The following is a 13,311-nucleotide window of genomic DNA, read 5'->3' on the forward strand; positions in this document are numbered from 1 at the left end:
CGATCGATAAATAAATTACTTGACCCGTGAACACAAGCAGTCCATCTAATTTTGTATCAATCACTACAAAATAGGTCTCAGCCATGACACTGAACGGAAAAACAGCCTTTGTGACAGGCGGTAGCCGGGGAATCGGCGCTGCAATCGCGCGCAAATTGGCCGAGGATGGGGCAGATGTCGCAATCAGCTATGCGTCAAATGAAGACGCAGCTGCGCGCACGGTCGCCGCTATCGAAAAGGCTGGTCGCAAGGGCTTGGCCATTCGTGCCGACAACAGCAGGGCCGATGATCTGCGGGGCGCCATCAACAAGGCGGCAGACACCTTTGGAAAGATCGACATCCTTGTGAACAATGCCGGCGTGTTTCTTGTCGGGGCGGTCGATCAGATGTCGCTGGAAGACTTCGACACATCGGTGGCGGTCAATCTACGTGCTGTGTTCGTAGCTTCCAAAGCCGCAGTCGCACATATGCCAGACGGTGGCAGGGTGATCTCGATCGGCAGTAATCTTGCGGCCCAGGCCCCCATGCCCGGGCTGGTGGCCTACAGCTCAACCAAGGCCGGCGTTTCCGGACTGACGCATGCGCTTGCACGAGATCTTGGCTCCCGGCGGATAACGGTGAACGCTGTGCACCCTGGCTCCACCGATACGGACATGAACCCCGCCGACGGCCCGTTTGCCGACGGGCAACGGGCCCTCATGGCACGACAAGCCTATGCACAGCCTGAAGAAATCGCCAATGTCGTGGCTTTTCTTGCCTCAGACGCAGCGCAGTCTGTTACTGGAGCAGACTGGTTGATCGATAATGGTGCCAACGCCTGATGGTAAAAAGTTCCTCCAACGCCACAACCCTGACAATAGGGCTGTCGGCACTGGTGCTGGTGGCGACGGAGTTCGTCGTCATCGGTCTTGCCCCGGCGATGTCGGCCCAGTTGGACATGACACCCTCGCAGTCCGGCTGGCTGGTGACGTGGTTTGCTATCGGCTCCGCCCTCGCCGCGCCGTTTCTTTCTGCTTATCTGTCAGAAACATCTCCGGCGAAGGTCCTCGGCTGGATGCTGCTGCCCAATTCCGCCAACCTGATATTGATCGTATTGCCGAATTTCGAGCTTGCCTCCGCTCTCCGGGTCGCTCAGGGAGCGGCATTGCCGGTCTATATCAGCTTCGCCAGCTCCCATCTTTCCCAAGTGCATGGCCCCGGCAAAGGTGTCGCGAAAGTGTATATCGGCGTTACACTTGGCGTCGTTCTGGCACCTTCCTGCGGAACATTCTTTGCAGAAAGGTTTGGCTGGCAAGCCCCTGTCGCAGGCCTTGGATTGTTGTCAGTGGTCCTTCTGGTTGCCAACCTGAGGCTTCGTCTGCCACCACTCCAGGCAAAGACAGTCAGCGCGCTTTCCCTGCTGCGCCGTCCGTCGTTTCTGTGTCAGCTCTTTCTGTCTGTCTGCGTCTTTTCAGCAATGTTCGCCGGCTATGCGTATCTCACGAGCCTGTTGGCCAATGCCGGGCTTGAAGGAGACCAGATGTCCATCGCCTTGCTGGTGTTCGGTGCCGCCGGTCTTGCCGGAAACTGGATCGGAGGACGGACAGCCAACCATGCGTTGGCTGGTGCGATTGCCGTGCCGTTGTTTGTTGCTGGCGGCGCCATGGTCTTTGGCTTTCTGGCGAATGCTCCTGCTCCGATTCTGATTGTTGTTCTGACCGCCTGGGGGATGGCCCACGCCGCCGGCTTCGTACTGTCGCAGGTGCGCGTGATGACGGCTGGGCCTGATCACAAGAGTTTTGCAGCCTCCATGAACATTGCAGCCGCCAATGTCGGCATTGCGCTCGGCACATTCGTGGGCGGATGGATGCTTGAGACGGGTGGCGTAGCATCGATGAGCGCAACCACAGCTCTGTTTGCAATACCCTGCATCGCGACGGTCATGATACTCGCGGCGCTGCCCAAGCGGTTCCGCTCGACAGCGCACGAGGTTGCGGACCGTCTCTGATACATGCGAGACAGCGGACACCAGGTGCAACCTCAAGGACGTGTCCGCTGAACTCCTGTGGACACGTCCTGATCAGCCTCAGTTGGCTGTCGGGACCAAGGTCCTGCCACGCAGGCCTGCAAGTGACAACCTTGCAAGCTGCGAATGAGAAGAAGACACCCAGGGGTCTCATTCCGGCGCTTCAAACTCGCACCGTCTGGCCACACCTGGCACAGTGCGTATGACCGTAGTGCGGACCTTCCTTCCGTTCGCTGCACCTGCACCACGGCGATGGAATGGGCGCAGAATTGAGCCAGTGTGCCTCGCATTGGTAACCCACGACAATACTGCCAGCCAGACGAGCACAGTTCCGCTTGAAGGAACAATGACTAGAAACGTATTTCCACACGCATTGATTGCATCTTACCCTGCGTCAGGATTTTGCTCGATGACTGCAAAGGCAAGACTATGACCCAGCCATTCCATTTCAGACGTGCTACTCAAGGGGCTGCTGTCCTTGCGCTCATCATGTCAGCATCAGCGGCCAGCGCACAAGATACGCCGCGGGACGGCAGTGTGTTGCCACTGCCACCAGCACCTTTCAGTGGGGTCATTACGGAAACCTTTGAAGGTTCAACACAGGATTACCCACAACCCGTAACGCCACCTGAGGGGGCTCCCAACGTCCTGGTCGTCCTAATCGACGACCTCGGCTTCGGGCAGCCCGGCACATTCGGCGGGCCGGTTCCAACCCCGGCCATGGATGCCCTTGCAGAAGAGGGCCTGCGTTTCACGCGGTTTCACACCACCGCAATCTGTTCGCCGACGCGGGCCGCCCTGCTCACCGGGCGCAACCACCACCAAAGTGGCTTTGGCACGATTACCGAGCTGTCCACCGGCTATCCGGGCTACGACAGCATCTGGCCGCGCTCGACAGCCACAATCGCAGAGATCCTCAAGGATCACGGCTACTCGACCGCCGCGTTCGGCAAATGGCACAACACGCCCGATTGGGAAACCTCTCCGTTGGGGCCATTCGATCACTGGCCGACCGGCCTTGGCTTTGAATACTGGTACGGCTTCCAGGGCGGTGAGACCAGCCAATGGGATCCACAGCTGTTTCGGAACACGATCCCGGTAGAGCCGGAGCTTAGCCCGGAGGAAGGCTACAACCTCAACGTCGACCTGGTGGACGACGCCATCGCCTGGCTCGATCGCCAGCAATCCATCGCGCCTGACAAGCCCTATTTCATGTATTTCGCTCCGGGCGCAGTTCATGCCCCGCTGCATGTCAGTGAAGAATGGATCGACAAATTCTCTGGTCAGTTCGACCAGGGCTGGGACGCGGTCCGCGAAGAGACGCTCGCCCGGCAGAAGGAGCTCGGTGTTGTCCCCGAAAATACAGACCTGACGTCGCGACCGGAAGAAATCGAGGCTTGGGACACGCTCGACGCCGACGCGCAGCGGCTTTACAGTAGACATCAGGAAGTGTTTGCCGGCTTCCTGGCCCAGACAGATTATGAAATCGGACGCCTTATCGACAAGGTCCATGCTTTGCCCGGGGCAGACAATACGCTGATCATCCTGGTGGCAGGGGACAACGGCCCCAGCGCCGAGGGCAGCGTCACCGGTACGCTGAACAACATGATGACCCAGAACGGCGTTCCGGACACGGTCGAAGCGCAGCTTCCCGTGATGGACGAGATAGGCGGCCCGCTGCATGAGAACCACTACCCTGTCGGCTGGGCGTGGGCGGGCTCGGCGCCGTTCCAGTGGATGAAGCGCGTGCCTTCGCATTTTGGTGGAACCCGGAATGGCATGGTTGTCAGCTGGCCGGCGAAGATCACCGACGGTGGGGGCATCCGAACACAGTTCCATCACGCCGTGGACATTGCCCCGACGATCCTCGAGGCCGTCGGCGTTCCAGAGCCCGAAGTGGTCAACGGCACCAAGCAGACGCCCATGGCAGGCGTCAGCATGGAGTACAGTTTTGCCGATGCCGATGCTCCCGGGACACGGCACACACAGTATTTCGAGACCGGAGGGCATCGCGCGCTCTATCATGACGGCTGGGTCGCCGCGTCGTTCCATGGCGCACCCTGGGAGCTGACTGGCTCAGTCGGTTTCGACGACAACACCTGGGAGCTCTACAACATCGAGGAAGATTTCTCGCAAGCACATGACGTCGCTGCCGAGAACCCCGAGAAGCTCGCCGAGCTTCAGGCGATGTTCGACGAAGAGGCCAAAAAGTTCCAGGTCTACCCCCTCGACGACCGCTTCTCTGATCGTGCCAGAAACCCCGAACGCCCGTCAGTGACCCGCGGTCGAGACGTGTTCACCTATGCGCCGGGAACGACACGCATACCGGAAGGCAGCGCGGCTCCAGCCTATCAGCGCTCTCATACGATCACAGCCGAGATCGAGGTTCCTGAAGGAGGCGCAAGCGGCGTACTCATCGCGAATGGCGGGTCGTCGGCCGGATACACGTTGTATCTCGAAAACGGGGTTCCGGTGTATGAGTTCAATTTCTTCGGCAAGGACCTCTATCGGGTCGCAGGAGAGGAACCGCTGGAGCCGGGTGAGCACACGGTGACGATGGTCTATGAACAACTTCCTTTCGAGCCCGGGAAGGAGATCACAGGCGGCACGGCGACGCTCCTCGTGGACGGGATCGAGGTTGCAAGCGGTGATATCGAGAAAGTCGTTCCGTCCCGCTACTCTGCAACCGAGACGCTGGACATTGGAATGGACCTCGGAGCAACGGTCACTCCTGTCTACAGGGATGAAGCGCCATTTGCGTTCACAGGCACGATCAAGCAGGTGAGCGTGGAATTGCAGTAGCGTCAATTTCGGGCCGCGGCAAAAAGAGCAAATGCCCTGCCGCGGCCCAGCCTACGACTGCCGTAACGATGGACGCGGTGCGAGGGGGAAATTCAGCCTCAGCCCGGAGGCCTAGGTAGTTCAGCACTGCCACAGCCCAAGTTTGACTGTGCAAACGGCTTCTCTGCCGCGCCACAGAAAATCTTCGGGGGAAAGCCTTCACACCAACGGCAAATTTGGGCTCGAAGCTGCGCTTAAAAGCGTCCCGTCGGCCGGCCCGATAAGAGCGGCGCCCCCCTCAACCGCGGTTGCCTCCAGCACCTTGCAGCCTCGATTACAGTTGGCGATGATGACGTCCGGTTTTGCGCGCCGGACAGACGGCTTTGCCTCGTCAGCGTTGCGCTCGGCAATGAAGAGATTGATTGCCGTCAGCAGAGCGATGACCTGGTAAAAAGCGTCGTACTTCAGGTGTCGGAGAGTGAGCTTGGCGAAGAAACTCCGCCGTATTCAGCCATGACCATGATGTCGGCGTGACGTGGAACGTGCAGTACGGATGGAACGCAAGCCGTGCCGGGTTCAGACCACGGCCCGCCCACTCAGTCCAGAAAGGTCCAGGTGTCCGCACCGTCGAAATGCCGGATGCCAATGGCTTCGATGGTGCCGGGAGCGGCAAGCCGAAGGTTGACAGCCATCCGGTCGGGCAACTCTGCGGACAGGCTTTGCCAATGCGTGGTGCAACCGCAGGTCCGGCAGGTGTGGAAAGCCAGCCCCTTGTCACCCCAGGCGTAGCTGAACGTTGCTTCTGGCGCCGCCTTGATCGCTATATCCCGTGCGTCGCCGTGTCCCCAGATGGTACCGAGGCGGCGGCAGATCGAGCAATTGCATTCGACGGCATGGCGGGGCGGTGTCTTCATTTCGAACGATACCGCCCCGCAATGGCAGGAACCGGTGATGGGCAGCTCGACTTGCGGCGCTTTCCCTTCACCGGTCATGGTCTTATTCCAGACCGATCTTCTGCTTCAGCATGTCGCTGACGGCCTGCGGGTTGGCCTTGCCCTGAGACTGTTTCATCACCTGGCCCACGAACCAGCCGAGCAGGCCCGGCTTGGCGATGGCCTGCTGAACCTTGTCCGGATTGGCGGCAATGATCTCGTCAACGATGGCTTCAATGGCACCGAGGTCAGTCACCTGCTTCATGCCGCGGTCTTCGACGATCTTCGCCGGGTCACCGCCTTCGGTCCATACGATCTCGAACAGGTCCTTGGCGATCTTGCCGGAAATGACGCCGTCCTTGATGAGATCGACGATCCCGCCGAGCTGCGCGGCGGAAACCGGGCTGGTAGAAAGATCCTTGCCTTCCTTGTTCAGACGGCCGAAGAGTTCATTGATCACCCAGTTGGCAGCCAGCTTGGCATCGCGCCCCTTGGCCACTTCCTCGAAGAAGTCGGCCGAGGCTTTTTCGGCAATCAGGATCTCGGCGTCATAGGCTGTCAGGCCGTAGTCGCCCATGAAGCGGTTCCTCTTGTCGTCCGGCAATTCCGGCAGGTGCTGTGCCAGTTCGTCGACGAATTCCTGCGTGAACTCCAGCGGCAGCAGATCCGGATCCGGGAAATAGCGGTAGTCATGCGCCTCTTCCTTGGAGCGCATGGATCGCGTTTCACCCTTTACGGCGTCGAACAGACGGGTTTCCTGATCGATCGAACCGCCGTCTTCCAGAATGGCGACCTGACGACGGGCTTCATATTCGATGGCCTGGCCGACGAAGCGGATCGAGTTGACGTTCTTGATCTCGCAGCGGGTGCCGAATTCACCGCCCGGGCGGCGAACGGACACGTTGACATCTGCGCGCATCGAGCCCTGGTCCATGTTACCGTCGCAAGTGCCCAGATAGCGCAGGATGGTGCGCAACTTGGTCAGATAGGCTTTTGCTTCGTCGGACGACCGCAGATCCGGCTTGGAGACGATTTCCATCAGCGCCACGCCTGAGCGGTTCAGATCGACGAACGACATGGTCGGATGCTGATCGTGAAGCGACTTGCCCGCGTCCTGTTCCAGGTGAAGACGCTCGACACCGATCTCGACCTGTTCGTCCGGCATGTCCAGAAGGATCTTGCCTTCGCCGACAATCGGCTGCTTGAACTGGGAGATCTGGTAGCCTTGCGGCAGGTCCGGATAGAAATAGTTCTTGCGGTCGAACACGGACTTCAGATTGATTTCAGCCTTGAGACCGAGACCGGTGCGAACCGCCTGACGCACGCATTCCTCGTTAATCACCGGCAGCATGCCCGGCATGGCCGCGTCGACAAGACTGACGTTATCGTTGGGGTCCTTGCCGAATTCCGTGGAGGCGCCGGAAAAGAGCTTGGCTTCGGACGTGACCTGGGCATGGACTTCCATGCCGATCACGATTTCCCAATCGCCCGTCGCGCCCTTGATGAATTTCTTCGGATCGGGTGTGCGTACGTCGACAATCGTCATAGTCGTCAAAAATCCTGTTCGTTTTGATTTCACGCCTGATCAACCAGCTGGAAAGACATGCTGCGGCGCGAATTTGTAGCCGTTTGATGACCTAGTCGGGAATTGCCCTGGCTGCAAGGTTTTCCTTGCCTGAAGCGCCAGCTTTCGCACAGCAGGACGCCCATGACCTTCTGAATGGCCTGACAATTGTTCACTGCGCAGCATCCAGACAGACATCTGACCGGGAAATTGCCTGTTGCAGCGCGTCTCCTGGGTAAAGGTTCACCCCGAGAGACTCAGTCTTGCGGTGGATGCTTTGCCTGCCCCGTGCGCATGATGAAACCGATCAGCACGGCGACCGCCTGATAGAGCTCGATAGGGATTTCCTGATCGACCTCGATCTGCGAAAGGGCCTCCGCCATCATCGGGTTCTGTTCAATGGGTACACCGGCTTCCCGCGCAAGCCGCTCGATCTGCTCAGCCATGGAACCGGCTCCCTTGGCCGTGACAACGGGAGCGCCCTCGTTTTCGTATTGCAGCGCGACTGCAAGCTTCTTGCCGTTTTTGTCCTGGTCGCTCATGGCCGGTTCCGTCTCACGATTGCCTGTCGATCAGCGCGCCGAATTTTGCGGCAGTTCTGGGCGGCAGCCCTCGGATCAATCGCAGTTCCTGAAGATCCAGCCCCGCATCGGCAAAAGCGGCTTCCATTGTTTCGCGAAGCGCGCTCAAACTGTCGAATGTTTCCTTGCGATCAACCCACAGGCTGGCATAAGTGCCGCCACCGCGCAGGCTGATAGCAGCCTCCAGCGGTCCCGTCGCAGTCAGATCGAGCGCAAACCGCAGGCGCCAGGCAGGGTCGCCTTCTTCCTCGCCCTTGTTTCCAGCACCATCCCGGCCGACCTGCATTTGCATGACTGCCGTTTCCTGGCCAAACGCAAGCGGCAGTTCAACCACGAGATCCATGGGGCGGGACGCCGCACGTGGTCCGTCGTCTCGCGACAGCTTCGTATTGGCGAGTTGGGTGAGCCGCAGCCGTGCGAGGGCTGAATCGGTTTCCTTCAGGAGTGCCTGCAGGTTCTGCACGGCAGCCCCGGCCCAGAACCCGCTGCTGTTCTGCTGGGCCTGCCCCTGAGGCGCCCCGTGCCGGGACGGAGCCGGGGGCTGCCCCGCAGGATGGGAAATTTCCGACCGGGCTCCGAGCTGCTGCAGAAGCGCCTTGAACGACAACAGGGCCGACTTCAAATCCGGTAAGGCTGCCTGTCCCTGCCCTGCGGACGGCATCGACAACTGCGCCTCGCGGAACTGTCCGGACAAGCGCACCGCCTGCTGCAGATCCTGAGCGGTCGGAGCCTGAGCGGACGACAAGCGCAGGCCGAGGATCTGCTGCATTGCCTTGACCACAGGATCCGGCAGGGAAACGTTTCCGTTGCCCTGTGCCGACATGAGGCTGCCAATCTGGGCGAAGAGACTGCCAAGCCCTGCCTGCTGTTCACTGAGTGGCTGCTTCAGCATCTGCGCGATCTGATTGGCCGGTTGCTGGACTGCTGCTTGCCCCTGCGCGGCAGCGGTCAGCGAAACGGATACGCCTGCAGCTGCAGGATAAGGCTGGGACGTGGCGGTACGCGTCAGGGTGGCGGGCTGAGCCCCTGCAGACAAGAGGGCGCCACCCGGCTGGCCGGTCACTTGATTTGAAGTTCCGGTGCCGATCTGGCTTGCAGCCAAAGCAGAAGGTGTATTGGCAACAGTCGATGCCGAAGATGGGACAGCTTGCGAACCCGAGGCAGGACTTGGGATCGACTGCCCTGCCGGCAGGACAATGCCCTGCGACGGGTTTGAAACCGGGGCACTGGCTGGCCCCTGCGCCGGAATCTGTGCCGTTGCCTGCCCTGCGGCTGAAGTCTGCGCGCCGGGGACAGCGCCTGCAGGTGCCGGAATGGTGCCGGTCGTGGCGCCCCCACCAGTTTGGGCTGTTGCCGGTGTACTGCCTTGTGCAGAAGGCTGTCCTGAAGGACCTGCCCTGCCTGCCGCAAACGATGAAGGAGACCCCTGCAGAGACGTTCCGGCCTGCGCGGCTGGCGGCGCAGTCGCCACGGGAGCGGGTTGAGTGGGTATGGCAGACCCAGTTGAACTGGATGCCGCAGCGGGCTGCGCAACCGATTGGCCGGGTTGCGGGGGACTGGGGGATGTCGCGGCCTGACCGGGACTGGCAGGGACCGGGATATTTCCGCCAGGCTGCACAGGTCCGGCAGCGGACGTTGCCGGTGACGCAGGCTGTGCCGTCGCCGGAGCTCCGGAGGGTTGCGCGGCCGTTGGCGGAGCGGCTCCTGCCTGCGGCTGACCTGCCACGGGACCTGCTCCGTTCGGGGCCGATGCGGCACCTTGAGGCTGGATAGTGGCAGTTTGCACAAGCGATGAGGTTTGCGAGACAGATCCTGCCGGCGGCGCCGCATTGCCGGCAGTCTGGGTCCCAGTTCCCGTGGGTGCCGCAGACTGGGCCGGCGCCGCGCTGCCCGCGGCCCCTTGCTGCGCGCCCCCGGCACTTGAAGGCACGCCATTTGGAGTTTGAGCTCCCGGGGCAGGCGCCTGCTGCAGAGGTGGGGAAGTGCTGACCGCCTGGCCCGGCGCAGCATTGACTGAAAGAACCTGGACCAGATGCGCCAGAACGGGTGACGGCCTCGGATATGCCGTCGCCGTAGAGGATTGGGGCTGCAGGGACGCACCCGCGTCTGATTGGGAGGGCGGCTGGACCGCCTGCCCATTTGAAGCCTGCCCATTTGTAGTTTGACCCTGGGCAGCTTGACCCTGCGACGCCTGACCTTGAGAGGAAGGTGCCGGCGTGGGCTGCTGTTGCGGCTGCGCCTGATCCTTGCCAACGGTTATCAGGATCGCAGGCTGCTGTTTTGTGCCGGATACGGTGACAGTGACTTCGCCACCTTCGGGAAGAGGTGTGGGAACGCGCAATTCCAGCTTCGCATCGGCCGTTGCAAGACGCACCACGCCGCCCGGCAGGTTGGCCTCCACCTTGGCCTTGAGTTCCGTTCCCGGCTCAAGTCCCTGGGCCACTGCGCCGTTGCCGGATGCCTGGGGCAGCGGCGACGCGCTCACCGTTTCAACCATCACACCGTCTCCAGGTGTTGCGGCGCTCCGAAGTGCAGGAGGCTGCCTGGCAGAGTCGCAGAATCATGAACCTGCAGTATGGCCGGTTTCGTAAAGCTTGCCCAGAGTTGACCCTGATCAAGGTAACGCAGGTGTTTCCGCGGCAATGTAACATTGTGAACCGATGCCGAAACCCAGAGCGGCACCACAAGTCAGAAGGCCATGGCAGACACCCGGCTGCACATGTCCCGTCGGAAGGAGAGACAGCTTGAACTGGATGGATCGCCTCAACGAACGTGCGGAACTGATGGGCAGGATGCTGGACACGATTGGTGCCATGAACCATGTCCCGACCGGGCTGCACACGGATGCAGCCATGAGGTCAGCTGCCTATCGGTGCATCAACTGTCGTGAGACAGAAGCCTGCCGTGCCTGGCTGGAAAGCCATCCGGACGGCGCTGACAAGGCGCTGCCGAACTGCCCCAATGCGCCCTTGTTCAACAGCTGGATCGAACGCTGATTTTCGGTAGCAGTTGCCTCAGACGCGCTTGGCGCGGCGGCCGAGCCAATAGGTCACCGCAGAGGCAATCAGGCCGCCGACAAAGCGGAACGGAAAGACGGCCAATGCGCCGGCATCATGCGCAAACGGTTGAGGCACGGGCAGTGCCCCTATTGCCACGTCCAGAATGAGCGTGAGTGCCGCCGCTGCAAACCCCGCGATCCAAAGTTTTTGCGGCCGGTCGGCGCGCCACCCCAGATACCCGCCGATCAGCAGCGCAAACGGGTTGAGCAGGCCTGCAAGGCCGAAAAGGTCGTACCAGGTTTCGGAAAACGTCATCATGGCACTCTCATACCCTTGCGCGGGCTAAAATGCGAGCCGGTTTCGGGTTAGGAGAACCGCAAATCGGCGGCAAATTGCAGCAGGCTCCGTCTCAACAATTAACCGTAAGGCTATGTAATTCCAAGAACCGAGCCCACTTTGTCGATCAGAGCGGCTACTGAACACCTATTCACCCGAATTTAAATGGTTTTGCACAGCAAAACTCTATGCTATCCTTAAAAATCGCAAGTATTTGACATGCATTGCCGCTTGCAGCCCTTATTCCTTGGAACAAGTTTTTAAAACCATGACTTTGCTCTCTTCTATTGAAACGGACGATCCGACAGTCGACACCCTCTACAAAACAGATCGACGCCTCGCCATATTGTGCAACCATTGCGGCCGGTTCCGTTACATGAACTTCGCTCGGTTCACCGGAGATCAAAAGGTCTCTGCGTTAAGTGAAACGCTTACTTGCGCCACATGCGGATCTCCGGATGTCGAGGCCGTTGCCGTTTCCCGCAACCCCGACAACGGCTACTGGCCTGCAGAACACAGTTGAAGGTTTTCCGCACCTTCAAGTTCTGAAAAGGCGGACCAGCTGCCTCAAATCGCTGCAGATTTGCAACACGTCCTGCCAAACACCTTGCCTTGTCCATCCTGAGAACCTCGACGCGTTGTCGCATTCGGCAGTGCGTGCTAATGGCGTTTTGCCAACTGAGAGGTTTTATGCGCGGATTGCAACAGTCCCGGTAAACCCCGGCTGACATCAGCCGGGGCCAGTCACAACAGCGCTGCATGCGATTTGCTGCAGTGGCTGCAGTACTGTGCTTACTTTCAGGCAACTTCAAATCAATGGACATTTCCAAAGCCGAGCAACGGGTCCTGCACCTGCTGGCTCAAGGCGGCTATATCCTTCTGGAAAAGGATGAGGATGGCCGTGTCGTCAAACATGAAACCGTCACACGCGAAGGCTGGTATTGGGGCGGATGTTCGCCGCAACTGTTCCACAAGCTGAAGTACAAACGGCTGATTGCTTCCAGGAACAGCGGCCCCTACCGGATCACTCCGCTGGGGCTGAAACGCGTGAGGGCACAACTGGACAACAGGTGAGATGAACCGCCGGGCCCGCCTTTCGGCATCCCGGCGGCTTAGCCCATCCGGGCACCGGTTCAGTCTCCCCCGAAATCCGGGCGATCCCCCAGCACATAGCGGGGACCGCGTCCTTTGCTGGCCGCCGCATCTCCGGCGTTGTAGAGCTGGCAGGACTTCATTGACAGGCAACCGCAGCCGATGCAGCCGTCAAGCTTGTCACGCAGGGCAATCATCCGTTCGATTTTCCGGTCGAGATGAGATCGGAAATCTCTGCTGATCCTGGTCCAGTCCGCTTTCGTCGGCGTCCGGCCCTCCGGCAGCCGATGCAGTTGCTCCGCGATTTCAGCAATTGAAAACCCGAATTCCTGAGCAACCAGCACGAAGGACAAGCGTCGAATGTCGGCCCTGAGAAAACGCCGCTGCCCCCCGGCATTCCGGCTTGGGTGCACCAGTCCCTTTTCTTCGTAAAATCGAATGGCCGATACGGACAACCCCGTTCGCTCGGACAGGTCTCCGATGGTCAGCAGATCGGAGCCTTTGATGGCTTTCTTCAAAATATCGCCTCGCCTCTCTTGACCTCAACTAAGGTTGAGGAATTATCTCTGGTGTCCACCAAAGGTCAAACCTTGAAAGGACACCTGGATGAGCAGCGCATTCCTGGAACATGTGAACGTCACGGTCAGCGATCCCGAAGCAACCGCCAAACGTCTGGAAACATGGTTTGGCTGGAAAGTTCGCTGGAAGGGTGCAAGTCTTGGCGGCGGCACGACATACCATATCGGCAACGAAACCAGCTATGTGGCGGCCTATTCACCGCCGGGCACAACAACCAAGGTGGCCGGAGACAGCTACGGTCAACACGGCGGGCTCAACCATATTGCGGTCGTGGTCGACGATATCGACGCAACCGAAGCCCTCATCAAGGCCGATGGCTACCATACCCATAACCACGGCGACTACGAGCCGGGCCGCAGGTTCTATTTCGACGACGATGACGGCATCGAGTTTGAAGTGGTGAGCTACACCAAGTGAAAGGCCCAAAGTACGGCGGGACGGT

13 protein-coding genes are annotated in these 13,311 nt (G+C 60.0%); 7 read left to right on the forward strand and 6 right to left on the reverse strand.

Annotated elements, in window-relative coordinates:
- Positions 1-83 precede the first annotated feature (83 nt).
- From ACYQ54_RS11370 to ACYQ54_RS11380, 3 genes are all read left to right on the forward strand, one after another.
- The gene (locus ACYQ54_RS11370; protein ID WP_460082220.1) at positions 84-821 is read left to right on the forward strand and encodes an SDR family oxidoreductase; all 738 of its coding nucleotides are present in this window, start codon (positions 84-86) and stop codon (positions 819-821) included.
- On the forward strand, positions 821-1,987 hold the full coding sequence (locus ACYQ54_RS11375) for an MFS transporter (protein ID WP_460082221.1): 1,167 nt from the start codon (positions 821-823) through the stop codon (positions 1,985-1,987). Before ACYQ54_RS11370 ends, ACYQ54_RS11375 begins: the two co-directional genes overlap by 1 nt.
- 507 nt (positions 1,988-2,494) lie before the next feature.
- Positions 2,495-4,807: an arylsulfatase gene (locus ACYQ54_RS11380; protein ID WP_460082223.1), complete on the forward strand. Its 2,313-nt coding sequence runs from the start codon at positions 2,495-2,497 to the stop codon at positions 4,805-4,807.
- 575 nt (positions 4,808-5,382) lie between these two features.
- On the opposite strand, the gene ACYQ54_RS11385 is transcribed toward ACYQ54_RS11380, so the two are convergent.
- From ACYQ54_RS11385 to fliK, 4 genes are all read right to left on the reverse strand, one after another.
- Entirely contained in the window at positions 5,383-5,778 is a 396-nt protein-coding gene (locus ACYQ54_RS11385) for a GFA family protein (protein ID WP_460082226.1), read from the reverse strand.
- A gap of 4 nt (positions 5,779-5,782) precedes the next feature.
- Positions 5,783-7,264, reverse strand: a complete 1,482-nt coding sequence (gene gatB, locus ACYQ54_RS11390; protein ID WP_460082228.1) for an Asp-tRNA(Asn)/Glu-tRNA(Gln) amidotransferase subunit GatB — start codon at positions 7,262-7,264, stop codon at positions 5,783-5,785.
- A gap of 275 nt (positions 7,265-7,539) precedes the next feature.
- Positions 7,540-7,824, reverse strand: a complete 285-nt coding sequence (locus ACYQ54_RS11395; protein WP_460082230.1) for an EscU/YscU/HrcU family type III secretion system export apparatus switch protein — start codon at positions 7,822-7,824, stop codon at positions 7,540-7,542.
- A 13-nt stretch (positions 7,825-7,837) separates the two neighbouring features.
- Positions 7,838-8,926 (reverse strand): flagellar hook-length control protein FliK, encoded by a 1,089-nt coding sequence (fliK, locus tag ACYQ54_RS11400; RefSeq protein WP_460082232.1) that lies wholly within the window; start codon positions 8,924-8,926, stop codon positions 7,838-7,840.
- 65 nt (positions 8,927-8,991) lie between these two features.
- On the opposite strand from fliK, the gene ACYQ54_RS11405 reads away from it, so the two are divergent.
- Together ACYQ54_RS11405 and ACYQ54_RS11410 are read left to right on the forward strand one after the other, a co-directional pair.
- The gene (locus tag ACYQ54_RS11405; RefSeq protein ID WP_460082236.1) at positions 8,992-9,636 is read left to right on the forward strand and encodes a hypothetical protein; all 645 of its coding nucleotides are present in this window, start codon (positions 8,992-8,994) and stop codon (positions 9,634-9,636) included.
- A 980-nt stretch (positions 9,637-10,616) separates the two neighbouring features.
- The gene (locus tag ACYQ54_RS11410) at positions 10,617-10,859 is read left to right on the forward strand and encodes a DUF6455 family protein (RefSeq protein ID WP_460084761.1); all 243 of its coding nucleotides are present in this window, start codon (positions 10,617-10,619) and stop codon (positions 10,857-10,859) included.
- 18 nt (positions 10,860-10,877) lie between these two features.
- On the opposite strand, the gene ACYQ54_RS11415 is transcribed toward ACYQ54_RS11410, so the two are convergent.
- The gene (locus tag ACYQ54_RS11415) at positions 10,878-11,180 is read right to left on the reverse strand and encodes a phosphatidylglycerophosphatase (RefSeq protein WP_460082239.1); all 303 of its coding nucleotides are present in this window, start codon (positions 11,178-11,180) and stop codon (positions 10,878-10,880) included.
- Between the two features lie 834 nt (positions 11,181-12,014).
- Here ACYQ54_RS11415 and ACYQ54_RS11420 point away from each other — a divergent pair.
- Positions 12,015-12,272: a YjhX family toxin gene (locus ACYQ54_RS11420; RefSeq protein WP_460082241.1), complete on the forward strand. Its 258-nt coding sequence runs from the start codon at positions 12,015-12,017 to the stop codon at positions 12,270-12,272.
- A gap of 59 nt (positions 12,273-12,331) precedes the next feature.
- Here the strand turns inward: ACYQ54_RS11420 and soxR are convergent, their stop codons facing one another.
- On the reverse strand, positions 12,332-12,796 hold the full coding sequence (gene soxR, locus ACYQ54_RS11425) for a redox-sensitive transcriptional activator SoxR (protein WP_460084763.1): 465 nt from the start codon (positions 12,794-12,796) through the stop codon (positions 12,332-12,334).
- 100 nt (positions 12,797-12,896) lie between these two features.
- Here soxR and ACYQ54_RS11430 point away from each other — a divergent pair, with 100 nt between their 5' ends.
- Positions 12,897-13,286: a VOC family protein gene (locus tag ACYQ54_RS11430; RefSeq protein ID WP_460082243.1), complete on the forward strand. Its 390-nt coding sequence runs from the start codon at positions 12,897-12,899 to the stop codon at positions 13,284-13,286.
- Positions 13,287-13,311: the final 25 nt, after the last annotated feature.

This window comes from Roseibium sp. LAB1, from assembly GCF_054658235.1.